The 22,505-nt window shown below is 53.8% G+C and carries 20 protein-coding genes; 6 read left to right on the top strand and 14 right to left on the bottom strand.

The window, feature by feature from the left end; translation table 11 throughout:
- Positions 1 to 107 precede the first annotated feature (107 nt).
- Complete coding sequence (locus tag ACFPQ4_RS07825) at positions 108 to 965, top strand: RNA polymerase sigma factor (protein ID WP_378111225.1); 858 nt, start codon at positions 108 to 110, stop codon at positions 963 to 965.
- A gap of 137 nt (positions 966 to 1,102) precedes the next feature.
- Here the strand turns inward: ACFPQ4_RS07825 and sufB are convergent, their stop codons facing one another.
- From sufB to ACFPQ4_RS07855, 6 genes are all read right to left on the bottom strand, one after another.
- Entirely contained in the window at positions 1,103 to 2,497 is a 1,395-nt protein-coding gene (sufB, locus tag ACFPQ4_RS07830) for a Fe-S cluster assembly protein SufB (protein ID WP_378111226.1), read from the bottom strand.
- Positions 2,498 to 2,519: 22 nt separating this feature from the next.
- The gene (gene sufU / locus ACFPQ4_RS07835) at positions 2,520 to 2,969 is read right to left on the bottom strand and encodes a Fe-S cluster assembly sulfur transfer protein SufU (protein ID WP_378111227.1); all 450 of its coding nucleotides are present in this window, start codon (positions 2,967 to 2,969) and stop codon (positions 2,520 to 2,522) included.
- Positions 2,966 to 4,180 carry a cysteine desulfurase gene (locus ACFPQ4_RS07840; RefSeq protein WP_378111228.1) on the bottom strand — a complete coding sequence of 405 codons (1,215 nt, stop codon included), beginning with the start codon at positions 4,178 to 4,180 and terminating at the stop codon, positions 2,966 to 2,968. Before ACFPQ4_RS07840 ends, sufU begins: the two co-directional genes overlap by 4 nt.
- A 3-nt stretch (positions 4,181 to 4,183) precedes the next feature.
- Positions 4,184 to 5,488, bottom strand: a complete 1,305-nt coding sequence (gene sufD / locus ACFPQ4_RS07845) for a Fe-S cluster assembly protein SufD (RefSeq protein WP_378111229.1) — start codon at positions 5,486 to 5,488, stop codon at positions 4,184 to 4,186.
- Positions 5,489 to 5,512: 24 nt separating this feature from the next.
- Positions 5,513 to 6,292 (bottom strand): Fe-S cluster assembly ATPase SufC, encoded by a 780-nt coding sequence (gene sufC, locus ACFPQ4_RS07850; RefSeq protein ID WP_378111230.1) that lies wholly within the window; start codon positions 6,290 to 6,292, stop codon positions 5,513 to 5,515.
- 200 nt (positions 6,293 to 6,492) lie between these two features.
- On the bottom strand, positions 6,493 to 7,059 hold the full coding sequence (locus ACFPQ4_RS07855; RefSeq protein ID WP_378111231.1) for a DUF1802 family protein: 567 nt from the start codon (positions 7,057 to 7,059) through the stop codon (positions 6,493 to 6,495).
- 267 nt (positions 7,060 to 7,326) lie between these two features.
- On the opposite strand from ACFPQ4_RS07855, the gene ACFPQ4_RS07860 reads away from it, so the two are divergent.
- On the top strand, positions 7,327 to 9,075 hold the full coding sequence (locus ACFPQ4_RS07860) for an alpha-glycosidase (protein ID WP_378111232.1): 1,749 nt from the start codon (positions 7,327 to 7,329) through the stop codon (positions 9,073 to 9,075).
- A gap of 11 nt (positions 9,076 to 9,086) precedes the next feature.
- On the opposite strand, the gene ssuE is transcribed toward ACFPQ4_RS07860, so the two are convergent.
- From ssuE to ACFPQ4_RS07885, 5 genes are all read right to left on the bottom strand, one after another.
- Positions 9,087 to 9,650, bottom strand: a complete 564-nt coding sequence (gene ssuE / locus ACFPQ4_RS07865) for an NADPH-dependent FMN reductase (RefSeq protein ID WP_378111234.1) — start codon at positions 9,648 to 9,650, stop codon at positions 9,087 to 9,089.
- 172 nt (positions 9,651 to 9,822) lie between these two features.
- Positions 9,823 to 11,397 carry an alpha-amylase family glycosyl hydrolase gene (locus ACFPQ4_RS07870; protein WP_378111235.1) on the bottom strand — a complete coding sequence of 525 codons (1,575 nt, stop codon included), beginning with the start codon at positions 11,395 to 11,397 and terminating at the stop codon, positions 9,823 to 9,825.
- On the bottom strand, positions 11,394 to 12,239 hold the full coding sequence (locus ACFPQ4_RS07875; RefSeq protein WP_378111236.1) for a sugar ABC transporter permease: 846 nt from the start codon (positions 12,237 to 12,239) through the stop codon (positions 11,394 to 11,396). The genes ACFPQ4_RS07870 and ACFPQ4_RS07875 overlap by 4 nt, the downstream gene beginning before the upstream one ends.
- Complete coding sequence (locus ACFPQ4_RS07880; RefSeq protein ID WP_378111237.1) at positions 12,236 to 13,528, bottom strand: carbohydrate ABC transporter permease; 1,293 nt, start codon at positions 13,526 to 13,528, stop codon at positions 12,236 to 12,238. The genes ACFPQ4_RS07875 and ACFPQ4_RS07880 overlap by 4 nt, the downstream gene beginning before the upstream one ends.
- Before the next feature lie 77 nt (positions 13,529 to 13,605).
- Positions 13,606 to 14,922, bottom strand: a complete 1,317-nt coding sequence (locus tag ACFPQ4_RS07885) for a sugar ABC transporter substrate-binding protein (RefSeq protein WP_378111239.1) — start codon at positions 14,920 to 14,922, stop codon at positions 13,606 to 13,608.
- A gap of 479 nt (positions 14,923 to 15,401) precedes the next feature.
- Here ACFPQ4_RS07885 and ACFPQ4_RS07890 point away from each other — a divergent pair, with 479 nt between their 5' ends.
- From ACFPQ4_RS07890 to mtnA, 3 genes are all read left to right on the top strand, one after another.
- Positions 15,402 to 16,427, top strand: coding sequence for a LacI family DNA-binding transcriptional regulator (locus tag ACFPQ4_RS07890; RefSeq protein WP_378111240.1), 1,026 nt, complete (start codon positions 15,402 to 15,404; stop codon positions 16,425 to 16,427).
- 209 nt (positions 16,428 to 16,636) lie between these two features.
- Positions 16,637 to 17,848, top strand: a complete 1,212-nt coding sequence (gene mtnK, locus ACFPQ4_RS07895; RefSeq protein ID WP_378111241.1) for an S-methyl-5-thioribose kinase — start codon at positions 16,637 to 16,639, stop codon at positions 17,846 to 17,848.
- A 31-nt stretch (positions 17,849 to 17,879) separates the two neighbouring features.
- Positions 17,880 to 18,959 (top strand): S-methyl-5-thioribose-1-phosphate isomerase, encoded by a 1,080-nt coding sequence (gene mtnA, locus ACFPQ4_RS07900; RefSeq protein WP_378111242.1) that lies wholly within the window; start codon positions 17,880 to 17,882, stop codon positions 18,957 to 18,959.
- A 6-nt stretch (positions 18,960 to 18,965) separates the two neighbouring features.
- Here mtnA and ACFPQ4_RS07905 read toward each other — a convergent pair whose 3' ends face one another.
- Positions 18,966 to 19,280 (bottom strand): YunC family protein, encoded by a 315-nt coding sequence (locus ACFPQ4_RS07905; protein ID WP_378111243.1) that lies wholly within the window; start codon positions 19,278 to 19,280, stop codon positions 18,966 to 18,968.
- Between the two features lie 177 nt (positions 19,281 to 19,457).
- Here ACFPQ4_RS07905 and ACFPQ4_RS07910 point away from each other — a divergent pair, with 177 nt between their 5' ends.
- Positions 19,458 to 19,937 (top strand): hypothetical protein, encoded by a 480-nt coding sequence (locus tag ACFPQ4_RS07910; RefSeq protein WP_378111244.1) that lies wholly within the window; start codon positions 19,458 to 19,460, stop codon positions 19,935 to 19,937.
- A gap of 161 nt (positions 19,938 to 20,098) precedes the next feature.
- Here the strand turns inward: ACFPQ4_RS07910 and ACFPQ4_RS07915 are convergent, their stop codons facing one another.
- Both ACFPQ4_RS07915 and ACFPQ4_RS07920 read right to left on the bottom strand, forming a co-directional pair.
- Complete coding sequence (locus ACFPQ4_RS07915; RefSeq protein ID WP_378111245.1) at positions 20,099 to 21,922, bottom strand: putative bifunctional diguanylate cyclase/phosphodiesterase; 1,824 nt, start codon at positions 21,920 to 21,922, stop codon at positions 20,099 to 20,101.
- Between the two features lie 99 nt (positions 21,923 to 22,021).
- Positions 22,022 to 22,393: a DUF423 domain-containing protein gene (locus tag ACFPQ4_RS07920; RefSeq protein ID WP_378111246.1), complete on the bottom strand. Its 372-nt coding sequence runs from the start codon at positions 22,391 to 22,393 to the stop codon at positions 22,022 to 22,024.
- Positions 22,394 to 22,505: the final 112 nt, after the last annotated feature.

Below are 22,505 nucleotides of genomic sequence, written 5' to 3' on the forward strand. Positions count from 1 at the left end.
AATTGAAATATTCCCGAATTTATCGCGGGCGAGTTAAAGTTCTGTCACATTCCGGCGATAACGATTGTTATACATGCATCAGGGCCCTGGATTGGAAAGGAGTCCAAATGGACGTCAATGAACCGTTACAGCCGCTTAGCGCGGAGCGAATCGAAGCACTCGTCAAGGACGTGCAAGGTGGACAAGCCGAGTCGTATCGCGCGCTCGTGCTGCATTTCCAGAGGAGGATGCAGCTCTATTGCCACCACATGATCGGCGATCGTACGGAATTCGAAGATGCCGTACAAGAAATATTCGTTAAAGCGTATCGCGAGATCGCCAAATATCGGCCTACCGTCTCCTTTTCCGCATGGCTATACAAAATCGCCTATCGGCATTGCCTCAACGTGCTCAAGCAGCGTCAGGGGCATCAACGCCTGCTATCGCTCATGACGCTGCAATGGCCTTCCGCGCCTCCGCCTCGAACGGCGGAAGCCGCTCATGACCTCGTCGCCTCGCAAAGCTTGACTTATAAGTCCACGGAGGAAGTGTCCGCCTATTTGTCAGGGAACATGAGCCGCTTAAAGCTGCCCGGTGACGTTGTTGGCGGAGCGAAGCTCACCCTTGCCGAAGTACTGCCCAATACCGAGACCCGGTACTCTCTCCCCGCCGACCAATGGGTGAAGGAAATCGACTCGGAATCGGGTACTCCGTATGCTTACTTCAAAAATCCGAACGGAGAACGGCGCTTCGCTTCCGAACAAGATTCGTTAAGATTCACTTACGCGGACAATGATACGACCTACCAGCTTGGCATTACTTACGGCGGTTTCGACGTCACGCTTTACGACATAGATCCCTCGACCGTCCGGATTCACGAAGTGGCGGGAGTACAGATTTTACGAAAGAAACGACGCGAACGATTACGGTCCGCGCCTCACTTGGATCGTCCCGTTAGACCGAGGAAACATCGTATTTCTCCTTAATAGCCCGCAGTCGGATACGAAGAAGCTGTTGAAGCTCGCCAAAGCTTTCATTCAAGCCACTTCCATCGACGTGGCGAAATAAAACAAACCCGGCCGTCCCTATGGGGACGAGCCGGGTTTTCCGTTCCGGTGTACGATTAGCCGATAGAGCCTTCCATCTCCATCTTGATGAGACGGTTCATCTCTACCGCGTATTCCATCGGCAATTCCTTCGTGAACGGCTCGATGAAGCCCATGACGATCATCTGAGTCGCTTCCGCGTCGGTAAGTCCGCGGCTCATCAGATAGAACAGCTGGTCCTCGGATACTTTGGATACCGTCGCTTCATGCTCCAGCGTGATGTTGTCGTTCAAAATCTCGTTGTAAGGAATCGTATCGCTCGTCGACTCGTTGTCGAGGATGAGCGTGTCGCATTTGATGTTGGCTTTCGCGCCATCGGCATTGCGTCCGAAGGAAGCGAGACCGCGGTACGTAACTTTGCCGCCGTGCTTGGAGATCGACTTCGACACGATCGTCGACGTCGTATCCGGTGCAAGGTGGATCATCTTCGCGCCCGCGTCTTGGTGCTGGCCTTTGCCCGCTACGGCGATGGACAATACCATGCCTTTAGCGCCGCGGCCTTTGAGGATAACGGCAGGATACTTCATCGTCAGCTTGGAGCCGATGTTGCCGTCGACCCACTCCATCGTCGCGTTCTCTTCCGCAACCGCGCGTTTCGTTACGAGGTTGTAGATGTTTGGCGCCCAGTTCTGGATCGTCGTGTAACGAACGCGAGCGTCCTTCTTGACGATGATTTCGACTACCGCGCTATGCAGCGAGTTCGTGCTATAGATCGGAGCCGTACAGCCCTCCACATAGTGAACGAAGCTGCCTTCGTCGGCGATGATGAGCGTACGCTCGAATTGACCCATGTTCTCGGAGTTAATGCGGAAGTACGCTTGCAGCGGAATTTCGCATTTGACGCCCTTCGGCACGTAGATGAAGCTGCCGCCGGACCATACGGCGCTATTCAACGCCGCGAATTTGTTGTCGGCCGTCGGAACGACGGTCGAGAAATATTCTTTCACGATGTCCGGATACTCGCGAAGCGCCGTATCCATATCCGTGAACAACACGCCTTGCTTTTCGAGATCTTCCTGCATGCTGTGGTAGACGACTTCGGATTCGTACTGCGCCGATACGCCGGCGAGGAATTTTTGCTCCGCCTCCGGAATGCCCAGCTTATCGAACGTCGCTTTGATTTCCTCGGGCACTTCTTCCCACGTCTTGCCTTGCTTCTCTGATGGTCTTACGTAGTACTGGATGTCTTCGAAATCCAGATCGTCCATGTTGCCGCCCCAACGCGGCATCTCCATCTTGCGGAACTGCTCCAGCGCCTTCAGGCGGAACTTGAGCATCCACTCCGGTTCGCCTTTGATTTCCGAGATCGTGCGGACAACTTCCTCGGTCAACCCCTTGCCGGATTGGAAAATCGCTTTATGCTCGTCGCGGAAGCCGTATTTGTACTCTTCGAATTCCAAGTTTTTAGCCATTTCGGTCAGCCTCCTTTGAATCTTATTGTTCGATGCCTTCGTGCTTGCCGTGCTGATGTTCCACGCCTTTGCGAAGCGCGTTCCATGCGAGCGTCGCGCACTTGATTCTTGCCGGGAATTTATTCACGCCCGATAGGGCTTCGATATCTTCGTACTCGTCGAATTCGACGGCTTCGCCCTTCATGAGCGAAGAGAACTTGTCGGCTAGCTGAATCGCTTCTTCGGCCGTCTTGCCCTTCACCGCGTCCGTCATCATCGACGCGGACGACATGCTGATCGAGCAGCCTTCGCCGGTGAATCGCGCGTTGCGAACGATGCCGTCTTCAATCTGAAGCTGAAGCGAAATTCGGTCGCCGCAGGTCGGATTGTTCAGGTTCACCGTTACGGAGCCTTCGTCCAGCTCGCCGCGATTCCGAGGCGTCTTGTAATGATCCATAATGACGCGGCGGTAGAGATCGTCTAATTGGCTCATTGGAAAAACTCCTTTGTGCGGACGAGCGATTGCGCGAGCCGGTCGATGTCCTCTTCCGAATTGTACAAATAAATGCTGGCTCTCGCGGTGGCGCTAACTTTGAGCCATCGCATGAGCGGCTGGCAGCAGTGATGCCCGGCGCGTACGGCGATGCCTTCGGTATCGAGCACCGTCGCCACGTCGTGCGGATGCACGTCGCCAAGATTGAAGGTCACGAGACCGGCGCGCTCTTGGCGCGGTCCATAGATCGTGATGCCATCGATCGCCGATAAGCTATCCATTGCATAATGGGTTAGCTTCTTCTCGTGTTTGTCGATGTTATCGAGCCCGATCTCCTCGAGGAAGTCGATCGCGGCGCCTAAGCCTACGGCTCCGGCAATGATCGGCGTTCCACCTTCGAACTTCCACGGAAGCTCTTTCCACGTCGAATCGTGCAGCTCGACGAAATCGATCATTTCGCCGCCGAATTCGACCGGCTCCATACGCTCCAACAGCTGCGCTTTGCCGTATAACGCCCCGATGCCGGTCGGCGCGCACATTTTGTGGCCCGACAGCGCATAGAAGTCGACGTCCAACGCTTGCACGTCGACCTTAAGGTGCGGCGTGCTTTGCGCCCCGTCGACGACGATGATAGCGCCGTTGCGATGCGCGATCTTCGCTACTTCAGCAATCGGATTTATCGTGCCGAGCACATTGGAAATATACGTCATGGAGACGATCTTCGTGCGCTCGGTTACCGTGCTTTCCACGTCCGCCAAGCTGATCGTTCCGTCTGGTTGCAACGGAATGTACTTCAGCGTCGCTCCTGTCGCCTTGGCGGCTTGCTGCCAGGGGATCAGGTTGCTGTGATGCTCCATAGGAGTAATGACGATCTCGTCGCCTTCACGGAGCGTCTGACGCGCATATCCGGAGGCAACGATGTTAAGCGCGGTCGTCGTTCCCCGGGTGAATATGATTTGCCGGGAAGCCGGCGCGTTAATGAACCGCGCGACTTTCTCCCTGGCGCCTTCGTAAGCGTCGGTCGCCCGCGAGCCTAGCGTGTGGACGCCGCGGTGCACGTTGGCGTTGTCCCACTCGTAGTAGCGCTTGACGGCTTCTATTACGGCGCGAGGCTTTTGCGTCGTCGCCGCATTGTCTAGATAAACGAGCGGATGTCCGTTAATGTCCTGGTTCAGGATCGGAAATTCCGCCTTAAGCGCTTTTGCATCCATCGTTTATCCCAGCTTTCTTTCGAGAATGCGGTGAAGCTGCTCGCGCAACCCTTCCAACGGGATTTCGGATACGACCGGATCCAGGAAGCCGTGAATGATCAGGCGCTCCGCTTCCGTCTTGGAGATGCCGCGAGACATCAGGTAGTAAACTTGATCCGGGTTGACTTGGCCTACGCTGGCCGCGTGACCGGCTTTAACGTCGTCTTCGTCGATGAGCAAAATCGGGTTCGCGTCGCCGCGCGCTTTCGGACTGAGCATCAATACTTTCTCGGTCTGTTGTCCGTTCGCTTTGGTCGCTCCGTGCTCGATCTTCGTAACGCCGTTAATGATGGCGGTCGCTTCTTCTTTCATGACGGCGCGCGTGATCATGTCGCTCTCGGAGGAACGGCCGAAGTGAACCGCTTGCGTCGTTATGCTCATGCGCTGGCTGCCTCTGCCGACCGTGATGATCATCGAGTTGGAAGTGGAGCCGTTGCCTTTCAAAATCGATTTCGTATCGGTAAGCGTATTACCGTTGTGCAAATCGCCGATGATCCACTCTATGCGGGAATCGTTATCGAGCGTCGCGCGTCGGTAAGTGACGTCGATCGCGCTTGCGTCCATATGGTGCACGGATGCGTAACGCACTTTCGCGCCCGGCTTAGCGAATACTTCTACCGCGCTGTTATGCAATAGCGTAGCTTCGGTCGAAGGAAGCAAAGTAGCGACTTGCTCGACGAACGAAACGCCGCTGTGTTGGTCCGCGATGACCAGAATGTGCGGCATGAACGTCGCTTCCGCATCGTCGGCGAACAATAGCGCTTGGATCGGCTCTTCGATGACGACGTTCTTAGGCACGTACAGGAATACCCCGCCGTTCCAGAGCGCCGCATGCAGAGCTGCCATCTTATGCTCGTCTTTGGCGTACAGCGTCATGAAGTGCTTGCGAAGCAAATCTTCATGCGTGCGCGCCGCTTCTTCAAGGCTCGACAGCACGACGCCTTGCGCCTTAAGCTCGTCGGATAAACGCGTGAATACGACGGAAGAATTGTGCTGAACGATCAGCGTGCCTTTCTCGTCTTGCGGCAACAATTCGGTAATCGCCGCAGGCAAATCAGACACGGACGTAACGACGTTGCCTGGACGGTTCGTTCCGTACTGGTCTAGCGTCCAGCGGTGCAAAGGCATCTTCTCGGGCTTCGGCAGCTCAAGCTTCGCCGCTAGATCGGCTGCGTTTTCGCGCCATTCGACGAGCCAAGCGGGCTCGTTCTTGCTACGGGCGATCCTTGCTGCCGCTTCACGGTCAAAAGAGGTAGTGGGCGTACTCATGATTGCATTAACCTCCCCGTCCACTTAAGCTTGGCCGACGGTTTCGTCGACGATGCCCAGTTCTTCTTTAACCCAATCGTAACCTTCGGCTTCGAGACGTTGCGCCAGCTCAGGACCGCCGGATTTAACGATGCGTCCTTGCATCATAACGTGTACGTAGTCGGGCGTAATATAGTTCAGCAAACGCTGGTAGTGGGTGATGATCAGGAAACCGCGATCTTCCGCACGCATGGCGTTGACGCCTTCCGCGACGATGCGAAGCGCGTCGATATCAAGACCGGAGTCGATCTCGTCGAGAATGACCAACTTAGGCTCGAGCAGCATCATTTGAAGAATTTCGTTACGTTTCTTCTCGCCGCCGGAGAAGCCTTCATTCAAGTAACGGTGCATGAACTCGGGATTCATCTCGAGTTGCTTCATCTTGCCTTCCATTTGGCGAACGAATTTGATGAGGGAAATTTCGTTGCCTTCGCCGCGACGCGCGTTGATCGCGCTGCGCAGGAAGTCGGCGTTCGTTACGCCCGTAATTTCGCTCGGATATTGCATAGCGAGGAACAAGCCGGCGCGAGCGCGCTCGTCGACGCCCATTTCAAGCACGTCTTCTCCGTTAAGCGATACTTCGCCTTCGGTTACTTCATATTTTGGATGGCCCATCAGCGCGGATGCAAGCGTACTTTTACCCGTACCGTTCGGACCCATAATCGCGTGAACTTCACCGCCGTTGATTTTCAGATCGATGCCTTTCAAAATTTCCTTATCTTCGATTGTTGCTTTCAAGCCGCGAATTTCGAATTGAGTCGACATGCTTTCAATAACCTCCAGGTTTCTACGGACTCGCGATGACGTGGGTTGCCCCATCAAAAGCTGATCCTTATTTATAATTATTTTAATTTGATTCTCACTGATTCTCAATAATAATTTTATGAAAGATATTTGAAAAAAGCAAACAATGCGCATTCCTATAGCATCCTGCAGTCACAACCTTGTCAAAAGTCCGCTTTCGATCACCCGTTCACGCAGCGCAGCACTTCGTCCACCCGCGCATCGAACTGCTCGTCCGTCAGTACCGGGTGCATGGCCGATGGCGAAATCGGCGGGATTTGCAGCCATGACTTGCAGCCGCCGAAGCTTTCGTCGAGCGGGAGCAAAAGCGGATTGTCGACGGCATATACGCGCAGCACGAGAACGTGAAGCGGCTTCGTTCTTTTCCACTTCAGTCTCTCCGCGGCGTAATCGTGCGTCCAGACGTGAAGCGCGTCCAGGCGCTGCAGCGTCTCCTCGTCCGTAACCTCGAGGTCATGAACGACTTCGGCGTAGTAGGCGATCCGTACGGTATCGGGATTAGCGAGCGCTTCCTCTTGCGTCAACAACACCGTCGCTCTCGCTTCCTCCTTCATCAGATGCGGCTTCTGATGCTCGTAAGAAGGGAACAAGTAAAAGCGCGGGCTCTCCACTTTGAATTCCTTCGTCTCTTCGGCAATGCCGCCTTTGCGCAGCACGATGACCTGTCTCCCGGACGCCAACGCTTCCACGGCTACCGCCCATTCCCGCAGCGCCAATGGTCCCTCCATATTCTGATCCGCTCCTCTCCACAGCATCCCTATATTATAACATATTCAAGACGAAGCTGACTCGCTCGTCCGGATGCCGTTCGCCTATTCCCATTTTGCGCTCGCTTGCGTATAATAAGGATTAATCAAAAGGCCATGCTGCCCTTGCCGAAATGACGGAAGGCACAACCTCGGAGCTTCAATACCGAGAGTGTGCCTTTTTCTGTTTTGACGCACAATAAGCACTTAAGACGCAATGGCCGTCATCATGGAAGGAGACCTCATAACATGCTCAAGGAAGCCGTGTACCATCGCCCCAAAAACAACTGGTCGTACGCCTACGACCGCCATACCGTCCATATTCGCCTGCGCACTAAGCGAGGCGACGTACAGCGGGTTCAACTGATTCACGGCGATAAATATAACTGGCAGACCGTGGGCGCGGAATTGACCGAGATGAACGTATTCGCCCAAGACGCGCTATTCGATTATTGGCAAGCCGCGGTTAAGCCGCCGTTCCGCAGATTGAAGTACGGCTTCAAGCTCATCGACGGCGATGATCAGCTGTGGTTAGACGAACAAGGCTTCCATGAATCGGAGCCGAAAAGCATGAATTTGTATTTCGAATTTCCGTTCTTGAACGCAGCCGACGTATTCGAGCCTCCCGCATGGGTCAAGGATGCCGTGTTCTATCAAATATTCCCGGAGCGGTTCGCGAACGGCGATCCTTCGCTCGACCCCGTTAACGTGGAGCCATGGGGCGGCGAACCGACGACGAGCAACTTCTTCGGCGGAGACCTGCAAGGCGTAATCGACCATCTGGATCATCTGACCGCGCTCGGAATTAACGCGATCTATTTCAACCCGCTGTTCGAAGCGCTGACGAACCATAAATACGATACGATAGACTACCTTAAAGTCGACCCGCACTTCGGCACGAACGAGCAGCTGAAGAAGCTCGTGGACGCTTGCCACGCCCGCGGAATCCGCGTGCTGCTCGACGCCGTATTCAACCATAGCGGCAACGAATGGCCGCCTTTCGTGGACGTCCGCGAGAAAGGCGCCGAATCGCCCTATGCCGACTGGTTCCACGTCCGCGAGTATCCGATCGGCGTGAAGGATGGCATTCCGACATACGACGCTTTCGCTTTCGTGCAACATATGCCGAAGCTGAACACGGAGAACGAGAAGGTTCAAGCTCATTTGCTGGAAGTGGCGCGTTATTGGATCGAAGAGATCGGCGTGGACGGCTGGCGTCTGGACGTCGCCAACGAGGTGGACCATCGCTTCTGGCGTTCTTTCCGAGACGTCGTGAAGAGAGCGAATCCGGAAGCGTATATCTTAGGAGAGATATGGCACGATTCATTGCCATGGCTAGCCGGCGATCAATTCGACGCGGTAATGAATTACCCGTTTACGGAAGCCGTGCTCGACTTCGCGGTCCGAGGAACGCGCGACGGAAAACAGTTCGCCGACTTGGTCGGTTATTTGCAAGCGGCCTATCCGCAGCAAGCGACGGAAGCAGCCTTCAACTTACTGGGCAGTCACGATACGCCTAGATTGCTGACGTTGTGCAACGATGACAAAAGATTGATGAAGCTAGCCACGGCTATCCAGTTTACGTTCTCGGGCACGCCTTGCATCTACTACGGGGATGAAATCGGTTTATCGGGAGGGCAAGACCCAGGTTGCCGTAAATGCATGCCATGGGAGGAAGATAAGCAGGATCTGGAGTTGTTCGCCTTCTTCTCGGGTCTTGTCTCGCTTCGCAAAAATCATCGGGCGCTCAAAGACGGTACGTACGCGGTGCTTCATGCCGAGGATGGGGATCGTACGCTCGCCTACGCCCGCGAAGCCGACGGCGAGAAGTTCATCGTCGCGCTCAACGCTAGCAAGCGCAAAGAAACCGTCACGTTGCCGATCGGCATCGACGTAGCCGCAAACGTCGTATTCGGCGACGGCACCATCGAAAAAGGGAAGCGGAAGCTCAAAGCTTCGCTCCCTCCTTACGGGTTCGCTATCGTGCGTATCGGTTAGCTTTTCAAGTCTTACCTAATGGCAGGCGTTCCTTGGCGGAGCGTCTGCCATTTCAATTCCTCGGCCAACTGCGCGATCGTACCGTCCAGCCGCGACTTCAATTCGTCCGACAGGTTGAACCCTCCGCCTTCCGCTTTCTCGACCCACTGATCGATCGCGTAGACGCCGCTTAGGATGTTCGTTGCGCCAAGCGCGTTCGCCACGGGCTTTAGCGCGTAATCGATGGACAGCAAATGCGCGATCGTGCCGCCGATGAATAGCGGAACGATAAGCTTGCCCTGGAACCCCTTCTGCGGGATCAAATCCAAGAACGTCTTTAACACGCCCGTATACGAGGCTTTGTACACCGGACTCGCGATAATAACCGCATCCGCCCGCTCGACCTTCGCGACCGCCTCGATTACAGCGGAACTAGCAAAGTTCGCTTTGATCAGATCCTCCGCAGGCAACTCCGCGACTTGCAAATGGACGACCTCATGTCCCTGTTGCTTTAATTGCGCTTCGCTGTATTGAATCAATCCGTGCAGACGCGAGCTTGCGGTCGGGCTGCCGGATATTACGATAATGTTCGCCATAACGATCAATCCCCTCTTTTTGAAGTTAATCCTGACTATTCCAATAAGGATTTAATTGGTAAATCCATCGTACCATCGAGCCGGCGACCCCGTCAATCCGGAACCAACGATTATTTCATGCACGAAATAACCCCCGCGCCTGAAGGGGGTTCAGTCGCGGGGGTTCGTTGAGCTATTGTTCGGATTGAAGCACGACGCTCGTATACGGGGGTATAGCTAACGTCTGCCCTTTCAGGCTCGCTTCATCGCTCGTCGTTAAGAGGAGCTTAGCGTACTTCGTAGGTTGAGCTTTCGTCTCCGTCAGCTCGATCGACTGCGGCTCGCCAGACAAGTTGTGCAGGACGAGCAGCTTGCTATCATCGTCCGCGCGCACATAGGAGACGATGGCGTCGTTGCCCGTGGCGTACGAATCGATCGTTCCGCCTCTAAGAGCCGGTTGCTGCTCGCGCCAAGCTAACAAAGTCCGATAATGGTTCAGAAGCGAGCGGGGGGTCTCGTCTTCCGCTTCCACGGACACTTGGCCGTCGCCGCGGTTCGTCGCCGGTTCCCATGTCGTCTCGGCCGGATTGCCCGGCGCGATCGACCAAGGAAACGGCTCGCGTATTTTCTCGTCCGGCTTCGCGCCCGTCATCCCCAGCTCTTCGCCGTAGTAGATGAACGCGTTGCCCGGCAGCGTCAATAACATCGAAGCCGCCATCCGCGCATGATCCTTATTGCCTTTCAAAGCCGTCATGACGCGGTCTTGATCGTGATTCGTCAGGAACAACGCGTCTACCGCCTTGCCGCCCGACTGTTTCGCGTAATAATCGTGGATACGCGACAGCGTGAACCCGATATCTTGCGCCTTCTCCGAATCCGCCGCACCGATGAGCGTGCCTGCCAGATCGAAGTTAAAAGCGGAGTCCAGCGCATTATTCAAGTAAGGACCGATAATCGCGGTCGAGTCCCAAACTTCGCCGACGAGGTATGCATCCGGATTGACTTCGTTCAAGCCTTGGCGGAACTCTTGCCACCAGGCTTGGTTTTTGTCCTTCACTTGCTTTGACTTGATCGTCGCGTTGAAGTCACCGTAAATATGCTTGGCCGCGTCGAGCCTAAACCCGTCTACGCCTTGCTTCAGCCAATATTGGCCTACTTTCACGATTTCCTTGCGCACTTCGGGGTTATCGAAGTTCAGATCGGGCATGCCTTCCCAAAAGATGCCGACGTATTGGTCGCCGTTTCTGTCGTGCCAAGCGGGATTGCCGGCGGCGCCGTCCGACGGGGTTGCCCCGCCATGTTCGCTCGCCCACGTATACCACTGGCGATGCTCGCTATCTTTGCCGGACGCGGAATCAACAAACCACGGGTGCTCCACGCTCGTATGGTTGACGACGAGATCCATGATCACCTTAATGCTCCGTTTATGAGCTTCCTTGATCAGCTTATCGAAGTCTTCCTGCGTGCCGTAGTCGGAATTGATTCCGTAATAATCGGTAACGTCGTAGCCGTGATAGCTTGGCGACGGTTGAATCGGCATTAACCAAATGCCGTCTACGCCAAGCGAATCGATATAGTCTAGCTTGCTCGTTATGCCGTTCAGGTCGCCGATCCCGTCGCCGTTGGAATCCGCGAACGATCTTACGAAAATTTCGTAATACGCGTCGCTAGGGCCCACGGCCTGCTTCGACCCGCCATTGGAACAGGCGGAGAGCAGCAAGCCGCAGCCGATAAGCGCGGACGCGCCGGCACCAAGCAAACGCCTCATCCTTTGGAAGCTCCCGCCGTCAATCCGTCGACAAGGAATCGTTGCGTATACATATAGAGGATCGTAATCGGCACAGCGACGAGCACGCATCCGGCGGCGAACAGCGTGAATTCCGTACTATTGTAAGAGTCGACCAGACTCCACAACCCTACGGCGAGCGTCCACTGGTCTCTAGAAGTGAGGATAGCTTTGGCGAATATGAAGTCTACCCATGCACCTGTGAACGTCATCAGCGAAATATAAGTAATGATAGGACGCGATAACGGCAAGATGATCCGGACGAAGATGGACATATGGCTGGCACCATCGATGCGCGCCGCTTCTTCTAAGCTGCGGGGAATCGTATCGAAGAAGCCTTTGGCGACGAACATACCGAGCGCCGAACCGGCCGAATACACGAGAACGAGACCCCATTTGGAATCAAGCAAATGAACCAATTGCAAAATAGAGAAAATCGCGATGATGCTCAAGAAGCCTGGGAACATGCCGAGTATGAGCACAACTACCATCATCGGCTTGCGCCCCTTGAAGCGGAACCGAGAAAAGGCATAAGCCGTCAGCAGCTGGATGATCGTACCGATGAGCATGCTTACCGTCGCGACCTGCAGCGTATTCCAGAACCATTTCGAATATTGAATGTCCTTCATCGTGGAACCCTGTGTACCACTATTCCTGAACAAGTCGCGATAATGATCCAGCGTCCAGTGCGACGGGATGAATTGATCGCTGAAGAGCGAATTTCCGATGCGGAAAGAGGACAATAGGGTCCAAAGCGCCGGGTAGAGCGAAACTACGACGATCAGACAGAGCAAGATGTAACTGAATAACAGCCTGGGTTTCATTGGATCATGTCCTCCTCTTTGTAGGATTTCGTTCTAGTGAACAGGATAATCGACATCGTCGCGACGAAGATGAAGATCAAAATCGCGATTGCTGCCGCGATATTGTACTGTTTGAAATCGATCGTCAGCTTGAACAGCCACGTGACGAGCAAATCCGTCTCGCCGGCGTTGTTGAACTTGATCGTCGCCGGACCGCCTCCGGTCAGCAAATAGATGACGTTGAAGTTGTTGATGTTGCCGACGAATTGCGAGATGAGAAGCGGAGCCGTAGCGAATAAGATATACGGCATCGTAATGTTGCGGAATTTCATCCATGGGGATGCTCCGTCGACATCCGCCGCTTCGTACAAGTCTTTCGGAATCGTCGTCAGAATACCCATGACGAGTACCATCGACACCGGAATTCCGATCCACATGTTAACGACGATGACGGATACCTTCGCCCAGAACGGATCGTTAAGCCAAGGCAAACCGCCTAGTCCGAAAGCGCGGAAATATTGATTGATCGGCCCGAATTGCTCGTTAAGCAAGTTTCTCATGATGAGCAAGGAGACGAATTGGGGAATGGCGTAAGGGATAATGAACAGCGTTCTCCACATACCCTTGAATTTAATGCCTTGCTGATTAATAAGTAATGCGACGAGAATTCCCCCGAAGTAGCAGGTAATCGTCGCCAGGATAGCCCAGATAATCGTCCAGATCAGCACGGAGAAGAACGTGTCGCTCCAACCGCTCATATTGAACAAGTTGTGGAACGTCGTGAAGCCCGTCCAATCGACCAAGTTTTTGGCCGGAATATGATTAGGCGACGAATAGTTGGTGAAGGCGATCAAAGAAGTGAACACGATCGGCATCACCGTGAAGAACAGAACGCCGAGGAACGGAATCGTCAGCAACATCCACGGGAATATGCCGTTATCCAGTCTTTCCGGATCTTTGCCTTCAGCGCGTCTGCGTCCTACCAACACCGCGTCGCGAATGTTCAATACATAGAGCAATACATAAACAAGCAGCACAAGTGCTGCCAGTACGCCATGAATCATCATAAAGATGGAATGGTCGCCTGTGACGAGCTTGGATATTTTGCCTACCTTCTCCAAGTGAACCCCTTTATCTCCGAGCGAGATAAGGCCTTTCAAATACGACGGCAGTACGGCAAAAGTTAAATACAATCCCACCGCATGCAGTAAAACGTACAGTACTCCTTTTTTATATTGCCGGTTGTACCATTGACCGAGTCCCATACATAACGCAGATAACCAACCTGCAGTCACAGCAGTCCCCTTCAAGCGCTACCTCTCCTTCCTGTAAGCCATACACCCGCCGATTGCCGGCGGGTGTGTGGTGAATTCTCTATAATGCTTAATTATTGTGCAGCAGCGTTAGCGTCTTTAATTTTCTTCGCCCACTCGTCCATCGTCTTCTGAGCGTCCGCGCCGTCGTTCCACAGGGAAGAGAGTACCGCTTCTTGCGTCGACCAGTAGCCGTTCATCTCAGCGATCTTAGGCATCGGCATGGAGTTGTCGAATTGTTTCAGGAACACGCTTGCGAACGGATCGGTGCTTACTTTGTCGCTTGCGGCTACGTTTTTGTTGGCTGGCAAGCTGCCGAACAGCTCGAAGTTGCGAGCTTGCGATGCTTCGTTGGATACGAGCTCCGCGAACATTTTCGCAGCGATCGGATATTTCGAGTATGCGTTAACCATGAATCCTTTAACGCCGGAGAACGGCATCATCGGTTTGCCGTTAGGCAGCGTCGGGTATTCCATAACGCCAAGGTTTTTCACGCTAGCTTGGAATTCTTTCGTCTGCCAAGGACCGCTGACGTTCATCGCGAGTTTGCCTTCGTTGAACAAGCTCGTTTTGATGTCGGCTTTGATGTCGCCGGCTTTGATCGGCAGAATTTGATTTTTCAGGCTTTGGAAGAACTTCGCAGCTTCTACGCCGCCCGGAGTGTTAAGTCCGATGTCGTTAGGATCCGTGCCGTCTTTGCCGAATACGTAAGCGCCGTATCCGCCGAAGAAGCCCCAGCTCCAGTAACCGTTACCGACTTCCCACATGTAGCCGTACTTTTGGTTTTGAACGTCGTTGAAGCCTTTAGCGAACGAGATCACTTCATCCCATGTTTTTGGAGGCGTAGGAACGAGGTCTTTATTGTAGAATACGGCAGTCGTCTCAACGGACATCGGGTAGCCGTACAATACGTTGTCGATCGTAAAAGCATCTACGGATTTTTGGGAGTTGTTAGCTTTGGACTCTGCTTCGTGCAGATCGTTCGGCAGAACTACGCCCGCTTGAACCGCAGCGCCAAGACGGTCGTGAACCGCGAGGAATACGTCAGCGCCTACGCCTGCAGGACCGTCATTGATGATTTTCTCGATCGATTTGTCCGGACCTACGTCTTGAACTTCAACATCGATTCCGTACTTGTCTTTGAACGTTTTAGCCGCTTCTTCGATCAGTTGTTTTTCGCTTGCGGAGTACCATACGACCAGCTTGGCGCCGGCTTCAGGTGCTAGATCTTCTGCAGGCGCTTCCGAGGAAGCAGGAGCCGATGCGCTTGGGGTAGCCGCAGGTGCGCTCGCGCTTGGAGCAGCGTTATTATTGTTGTTGCTACCGCAAGCTGCCAGGGAGAAAACCGTCGTCAAGGCTAGGGACGTGATCAGCCATTTCTTTGCATTCATGAAACGTAGAACCCCTCTCTGAACTTCATTGAATTTGGTGCGCTTGTCGACGCTCGTGCCAACATTGGAGTGCAGTTATTCTCTTAAGTGTGCAAACGTTTGTACCACATTCCACAACTTGCGAGAAATCACCGAAAATCCGACAATGTAGGCATGTTCAGCCGATTTGAAAGCGCTTTTTGAACACATCTCTATGATAATCGAAATCACGAATAAGTAAATCGTTTGCACAGATTATATTTGGTCAAATTTTCTTTAATTATATAACTTTTCACCGATTATCTCTGTTTTTCTAACAATCCCACGACTTGTTGATTTGTGCCACACATGGCACAATGTAATCGGATTCAATTGTGCTACATGCGCAACTTTCCAATGACATGAAGGAAGCCCCGTATTTAAATAGAGATTCCAGTTTACACGCTCGGACGTTTTGGATACGATTAAACTCAAATCGAGTACAAAAGGACGATTAACCGATGGCAGTAACAATAAAGGATGTCGCAAAACTCGCGGGTGTTTCCCCTTCTACCGTATCGAGAGTCATAGCGAACCATCCGCGCATTAGCGTTGAAACGAGCAACCGGGTACGCGAAGTTATGGAAGAACTCGGTTACCACCCGAATATGATGGCCAAAAGTCTCGTCTCCAAGACGACTCGTACGATCGGCGTCGTATTGCCCCGACCGGCGGAAGAGCTATTGCTCAACTTCTTCTTCTATGAGCTGATTCGCGGCGTTCTTGCCCAACTAACGCGCGCCGGTTACGATTTGCTTATGGCAGGCGGCAGCAACGAGCAAGAGGAGCTGGAGACCGTGACCCGGCTAGCGCGCAGCGGACGCGTCGACGGACTGCTATTGCTCTACTCGCGGGCGTCCGACCCCGTCATTCACTTGCTGCGCAAAGAGAAGATGCCCTTCGTCTTGCTGGGCCGAAGCCTGGATTACGAGGACGTGCCTTCCGTAGATAACGACAACGTGCAGGCGGCTTACGACGCGACCAAACACCTCATCGCGCAAGGACAACGTCGGATCGGCTTCGTCAGCGGTCCCGCCAAGCTCGCCATGACGCAAGACCGAATGGCCGGCTACACGAAAGCGATAACGGAAGCCGGTTTGCCATTCAAAGACGGTTGGGTCGTGGAAGGCGAGTTCCTGCTGGAAAGCGGTTATCGCGCGATGGCTTCCATCATGTCCCAGCCCGAGCCTCCGACCGCGCTCGTCATCATCGACGATGTCGTCGCGTTCGGCGTATTGAAGGGCTTGACCGAGCTAGGCTACCGTATACCGCAAGACGTCGCGATCGTTAGCTTCAATAACATCGCGTTAACCGAATTAACTATGCCGCCGATCACGAGCGTAGACGTCGGCACGTATCAGCTTGGCTATACCGCCTCCCAAATGGTGCTTCGCATGATCCAGCAAGTCGAGATTACGAACCGCCAAATTATTCCTCATAGACTCGTCGTCCGCGAGTCGTCGTTGCGCACGCTTTCGCTTACGTAATAAGGATGTGAAAGTTCGCCTTTATTCATACAATCCAACTAACTTTAGGGAAGATCCGAAAGCCGCTAGCCGGCTGACGATCTTCCCTTTTGCATGAAGGGCGCTCGGACTTTCAACCGCGTACGAATTCATTTATACTTACATCTAGATTGCTAGTGGCATAATGACGATTGATCATATCGGAAAAGTCCGTGGAGGAGAGAATATCAATGAGCAATTATCATCCTTTAAACGAAGCCGAAGCCATTCGGATCGCGAAATCGATCGCCGGCATTTTCAGCGCTGAAGGCGAGCTCGTATGCAGCGAAATAGGCGACGGCAACTTGAACCTCGTCTTCCACGTCACGCAGCCTTCCACTGGCGCGGGCGTTATCGTAAAGCAAGCACTTCCTTACGCCAAAGTAGTCGGAGAATCTTGGCCGCTTACGCTCGACCGAGCCAGAATCGAGAGCGAGGCGCTTCGGATCGAAGGCCGGCACGCTCCCGGGCTCGTCCCAGAAGTGTACTACACCGACCATGAGCTTGCGTTAACCGTAATGGAAGATTTGAGCAGCCATGTCATCATGCGCCGCGGCTTAATCGAAGGCGGCGTCTATCCGAAGTTCGCGGACGATATCTCGGAGTTTTTGGCGCGCACGCTGTTTTTCACTTCCGACCTCGGCATGAACCAGCAAGAGAAGAAAACGCTCGCCGCTTCGTTCTCGAATCCGGAACTGTGCAAAATTACCGAAGATCTGATATTCGATCATCCTTATACCGACGCGGATACGAACAGCTTCGACGATCATCTCAAAGAAGAAGCCGCGCTCCTCTGGTCGGACCAAGAGCTTCACTTAGAAGTCGCTTTGTTGCGCGAGAAGTTCCTCACGCACGCGCAAGCGCTATTGCACGGCGATCTTCACACCGGCAGCATCTTCATCACGCCGGACTCGACCAAAATCATCGATCCGGAATTCGCGTACTTCGGTCCGATGGGGTTCGATATAGGCGCCGTTCTCGCGAATTTGTTGCTTAATTTCGCTAGCCAGGAGCATTGGTCCGATAACGATTCCGCGCGTCAAGCGCGCAGAGCGTACCTTATCGAGACCGTTCGCGACATCTGGACCGGCTTCGAGCGTAAGTTCCGCGCGCTATGGGACGCGCACGGCGTTGATCGCATCGCCCGCACCGCCGGTTACCAAGACGATTACATGCAGCGCCTTCTTCAAGACTCCGTCGGCTTCGCCGGATCCAAGATGGTCCGCCGGATCGTCGGCCTCGCCCATGTCGCCGACATCGACAAAATCCCCGAGCCTGCCGTCCGCGGCCAAGCGCAAGTTATCGCGCTCGCGATCGGCAAGTCGCTTATCAAGAACAATCGCAAGCTGACGTCGATCGAGCAATTGATCGATATTGCGGAGTCCGCAGCCGTTCGCGGCTGATGGCGTCCGAACGTACGAAAGGAGCAACATCATGACAGCAAACACCGAATCTTTGAATAAACCCGAAGCGCTAAGATCGCTTAAATGGGAAGAGAATGCCCTTCTCATGCTCGATCAGCGGCTGTTGCCGGAAGAGACCGTCTTTCTTCGCCTAACGACGCCGGAACAAGTATGGGAAGGCATACGCGAGCTTAAAGTTCGCGGTGCGCCGGCAATCGGCATATCAGCGGCTTACGGAGTTGTGCTCGGCGTATTGCAATTCGCCGGAAATACTCGGGAGCTGGCAGCGGAAGCGATCAAACAAGCCGAGTATTTAGCGACTTCCCGCCCGACGGCGGTCAATCTATTCTGGGCGCTGGACCGTATGAAGGCGCGCGCTACCGCATTGGCAGCCGAAGGCGCATCGACGTCCGAAGCCATCGATGCCTTATTGGAGGAAGCGAAACGGATTCATTCGGAGGATGAAGAGACGAACAGGCTGATCGGGGAACACGCCTTGACGTTGTTCGAAGACGGCATGGGCGTGCTAACGCATTGCAACGCCGGCGGACTCGCTACATCGAAGTACGGAACCGCTCTCGCTCCGTTCTACTTGGCGCTTGAAGAAGGTATCCGCTTGAAAGTATTTGCGGACGAGACAAGACCGGTGCTGCAAGGCGCCCGGTTAACCGCGTTCGAGCTTCAGCAGGCAGGCGTAGACGTTACGTTGATCTGCGACAACATGGCCGGCCACGTAATGTCCAAAGGCTGGGTGCAAGCGGTCATCGTCGGTACCGACCGCGTAGCCGCCAACGGCGACGTCGCGAATAAAATCGGCACTTACGGCGTAGCCGTGCTGGCCAAAGCGCACAATATTCCGTTCTATGTAGCTTGTCCCCTCTCGACGATCGACCTGTCGACGCCGACTGGCGACGACATTCCGATCGAGGAGCGGCATCCGGACGAAGTGTCCCGCGGCTTCGGCAAACGCACGGCGCCTGAAGGCGTCGCGATTTACAACCCCGCCTTCGACGTGACTCCGAATGAACTCGTTACCGCGATCATTACGGAAAAAGGCATCGTCCGTGCCCCTTACTCGGATAGTTTGAAGAAGCTATTCTCGGCAGAGTAACGCTAATTACGAAGCGGATTTCGCCAATAGGCGAACCGCTTCTTTTCCGCTCATGCCGACGGTAATGCCTAACGCGGCAGCCGCGTCCGTAACGGATTCGAGCGGCGCATCGAGCAGTTGCTCGAAATTGCGAACTCCAACGGCCCTGCCAGCGATAATTTCGCGATCTTTCAATTTGTCGTTGAGCAGTTGCACGTCCAACGCTCCGCACATAATATATCCGCCGCCAGCTGCAATCGCGACCAGCGTCGTCTTAGGCAACAGCACCTCGACACCGATCGCCGTCCATTCATCGATGAGAATCGGTACGACTTTGACCATGCCTACCACCTCCAAGCCCGTCATTGCGGTTACGATTTCATGCTTTATACAATATGCGGCAACCGTCATTAACATTAAGGCCTTTCGCCCTACGAGCACTATATTGGGCGACCGAATCATGGTATATTAGGTTTAAAGTAATCGGTCAATATGCACGTCAGTATTGGAGGACATCACATGTCGAAACAGATTACGCCCTCTGACGGCTCCTTTCTATTCCAAGTGGACGTAATGATCCATGCGCAGAACAACGGAGCTGCCTTGGAACAATTACTTCACGCGCTGAACAGCGGAAATTTCGCGGATTACCGAATCGGATCGGGCATCCAACTCGGCGCCGCGATCGAACAAGCTCTCGCCGCGACTAAGCAGCCAACGCCTCCGCCTTCGCCGGTTAAAAATTCGGTCAAAGAAACGGTCAAGGAACCTGTCAAGGAACCGGTCAAAGCCGATCCGCTTGAAGTTCGGATCCGTCATTATATACAGAGCAACCAGCTCATTCGACTGAACATTAACAAAGGCCGAGGCGTGAAGATGAACATTCCTTGCCGCGTCATTAATTTCGAGACGAGCAGCCAGATGCTTACCGTCTATCACGTCGACGAGAAGCAAGTGTACACCGTGTGCTTGAACGAAATCGACGATTTTATCGAGTGAATGATTTAATTCTAATTCCAATCTAGTTAATCGGATTACTGGGTATAAAATACTGCGATATGGGCGAACTGTCAATCACTATTTGTGTAAATTCGCCAATCAAAAGGGACGCAATGGCGATTAAACGCCATTACGTCCCTTTTAACCATCCAGATTTCTACTTATTGAAGCATGCTTCGACTGGCGGCGCTTAACGGAAGCGCGTCGCGATTAAGATGTTGCTCCAATAGCCTTCCCGCGCGCTCGCTATCGAGCGGCGGACTGCCGAAGTAGCCTTGCATTTCGTCGCAACGGTGGAGGCGCAAGAAATGAACCTGGTCTTCCGTCTCGACGCCTTCGGCGATCACTTGCAGCTGTAAATTGTGCGCCATCGCGATAATGGCGGCGACGATCGCCGCGTCGTTCGGATCCTGCTGAATATCGCGAACGAATGAACGATCGATCTTGAGCCTAGCGATCGGCAGCTTCTTCAAGTAGTGAAAGGAACTGTACCCCGTGCCGAAATCGTCGATGCTGATGTTGACGCCGAGATCGGTCAGCTCTTTCAGGCTCAGCGATGCGCGGTCCACGTCCATCGTCATGCTCTCCGTGATCTCAAGCTCCAGAAACCTCGCCTCGAGTTCCGTCTGAGCCAGTACTTCGGCAACTTTGCCCTTCAGATTTTTATGGGAAAATTGCCGGAACGATAAGTTCACAGATACCGGAATGCGGGGTAATCCGGCTAGCTGCCATTGTTTGTTCTGGCGGCAAGCTTCTTCGATAACCCAGTCGCCTAAAGGGACGATCATCCCGCTCTCCTCAGCCGCAGGGATGAATTCGCCAGGCGATACTAGCCCTCGCTCCGGGTGCTGCCAACGGATTAGCGCCTCCAGACCGACGATCTGGCCCGATGCCAGATCGTATTGGGGCTGATAATGCAGACGGAACTCTTCATTGTGAAGCGCTCGGCGCAGCTCGTGCTGGATCGTCAGCTTCTGCATGGCAATCGGATCCATCTCGGGGGCGAACAGAGCGTAATGGTTCTTCCCGTTCTCCTTTACCCGATGCAACGCCGTATCCGCTCGCTTAAGCAGCGTTCCCGCGTCTACCGTCGTATCGTCGTACACGGCTACGCCGATACTGACCGTGATAGGAACCGGTACACCTTTCAATTCGAACGGTTCTTCCAATTCGGCCATTATGGCATCCAGGCGCCTCGAGACGTCCTGCTCATCTGCAAGCGAATCGAGCAACGCGACGAATTCGTCGCCTTCCATCCGCGCAATATCTCCGGTCTCCCGCAAACATCGCGTCAGACGCTCGGCGATCTGCAGAAGCAGCATATCCCCGAAATCTCGCCCGAACGAAGCATTTACCAGCTTAAACCGGTCGACGTCGATGTAACATACGGCTAATTTCGCGCCGGTAGCTTGAGAGCTCCTCAGCTTCTCTTCCAGCCGGCCCGTGAAAAACCGGCGATTCGGCAATCCCGTCATATCGTCGTAATAAGCCATGTGCCTTATCCGCTCCAACGAGCGTTTACGGTCGCTTATATCCTGAAAAAATACTAGAATGCCGATTATGCTCCCTCTGCGTCTAAGCGGAGAGGTCGAAATATTCAAGTCTAACGGGTGGCCAAGCTTATGTAAGACGCGAATTTCTTGAGATACGTTATGTCCTTTGAGCGTCTGCAGAAAAGCTTCCCTCATCAAATCGTGGTATTCCTCGTCCACTAGCTTAGTGAACGGCAATCCCGACATCTCGGACTTGCCGTACCCGATGAGCTCCGTCGGATCCCGATTAATATCGATAAATTTGCCCTGCTTGTCTATGACGGCAAAGGCGACAGGGCTGCTGTCGTATAGCGAATTGAGCAGCTCGGTTTGATAGGAAGGAGCCGAAGAAGATTCCCGGCTGCGATTGCTGGCAAGTCTCCGCCAAAGCATCGCTGCGCTAGCTGCTGTGATAGAACCGGCAGCGATCCATGCGGGCCATAAGTCCTTCACTTGTCGACGTCCTTCCTCCGTTTTCGGTAAAAATGGCACACTTCCTACATCTCCCATTATAAACGCTAGTCGAAAGATGTATAGAGAAATTCCATTTTTTCACTTTAGGGGACGTGCCGCGAGCGCCAGGCAAATCCAACCGGCGATAAAAGCAACGCCTCCGAGCGGCGTAATCGCCCCAAGCGCGTCCATGCCGCTTAACGCAAGCGCGTACAGGCTGCCGGAGAACAACACGATGCCCGCGAGGAGCAGTCTTGCCGCCCACAGAGCTAACCGCTGCCGAGGCAAGCGTTCGATCAATAGGGCAACGAGCAAAATAGCGACTGCATGAAACATATGATATTGCACGCCGGTCTCGTATACGTCCATCATATCCGACGTAAGCTTGTCCTTCAGCGCATGCGCGCCGAAAGCTCCGAGCACGACGGATAACATCGCGGCAAGTGCGCCGATCTTCGTATATTTGATCATAGGGTGTCAATCTCCTGTTCGACGTAATTTTTGGACCTTTATTATCATAACCGCTAGGCAAGGAAAAGTCATGGGAAAGCCTGTAAAGCCCGACGATAGCCGCCGGGCTTTA

The organism is Cohnella yongneupensis, from assembly GCF_042655785.1.
In the GTDB taxonomy this organism is placed as follows: domain Bacteria; phylum Bacillota; class Bacilli; order Paenibacillales; family Paenibacillaceae; genus Cohnella; species Cohnella yongneupensis.

Bases quoted from the DNA above. Each gene is read 5' to 3' on its own strand.
- ACFPQ4_RS07910 (WP_378111244.1), top strand. From the start codon at position 19,458: ATGTCGAAACAGATTACGCCCTCTGACGGCTCCTTTCTATTCCAAGTG.
- sufB (WP_378111226.1), bottom strand. From the start codon at position 2,497: ATGGCTAAAAACTTGGAATTCGAAGAGTACAAATACGGCTTCCGCGAC.
- ACFPQ4_RS07860 (WP_378111232.1), top strand. From the start codon at position 7,327: ATGCTCAAGGAAGCCGTGTACCATCGCCCCAAAAACAACTGGTCGTAC.
- sufD (WP_378111229.1), bottom strand. From the start codon at position 5,488: ATGAGTACGCCCACTACCTCTTTTGACCGTGAAGCGGCAGCAAGGATC.
- ACFPQ4_RS07870 (WP_378111235.1), bottom strand. From the start codon at position 11,397: ATGAGGCGTTTGCTTGGTGCCGGCGCGTCCGCGCTTATCGGCTGCGGC.
- ACFPQ4_RS07920 (WP_378111246.1), bottom strand. From the start codon at position 22,393: ATGATCAAATATACGAAGATCGGCGCACTTGCCGCGATGTTATCCGTC.
- ssuE (WP_378111234.1), bottom strand. From the start codon at position 9,650: ATGGCGAACATTATCGTAATATCCGGCAGCCCGACCGCAAGCTCGCGT.
- ACFPQ4_RS07855 (WP_378111231.1), bottom strand. From the start codon at position 7,059: ATGGAGGGACCATTGGCGCTGCGGGAATGGGCGGTAGCCGTGGAAGCG.
- ACFPQ4_RS07875 (WP_378111236.1), bottom strand. From the start codon at position 12,239: ATGAAACCCAGGCTGTTATTCAGTTACATCTTGCTCTGTCTGATCGTC.
- mtnK (WP_378111241.1), top strand. From the start codon at position 16,637: ATGAGCAATTATCATCCTTTAAACGAAGCCGAAGCCATTCGGATCGCG.
- ACFPQ4_RS07905 (WP_378111243.1), bottom strand. From the start codon at position 19,280: ATGGTCAAAGTCGTACCGATTCTCATCGATGAATGGACGGCGATCGGT.
- sufC (WP_378111230.1), bottom strand. From the start codon at position 6,292: ATGTCGACTCAATTCGAAATTCGCGGCTTGAAAGCAACAATCGAAGAT.
- ACFPQ4_RS07825 (WP_378111225.1), top strand. From the start codon at position 108: ATGGACGTCAATGAACCGTTACAGCCGCTTAGCGCGGAGCGAATCGAA.
- ACFPQ4_RS07885 (WP_378111239.1), bottom strand. From the start codon at position 14,922: ATGAATGCAAAGAAATGGCTGATCACGTCCCTAGCCTTGACGACGGTT.
- ACFPQ4_RS07840 (WP_378111228.1), bottom strand. From the start codon at position 4,180: ATGGATGCAAAAGCGCTTAAGGCGGAATTTCCGATCCTGAACCAGGAC.
- ACFPQ4_RS07890 (WP_378111240.1), top strand. From the start codon at position 15,402: ATGGCAGTAACAATAAAGGATGTCGCAAAACTCGCGGGTGTTTCCCCT.
- sufU (WP_378111227.1), bottom strand. From the start codon at position 2,969: ATGAGCCAATTAGACGATCTCTACCGCCGCGTCATTATGGATCATTAC.
- mtnA (WP_378111242.1), top strand. From the start codon at position 17,880: ATGACAGCAAACACCGAATCTTTGAATAAACCCGAAGCGCTAAGATCG.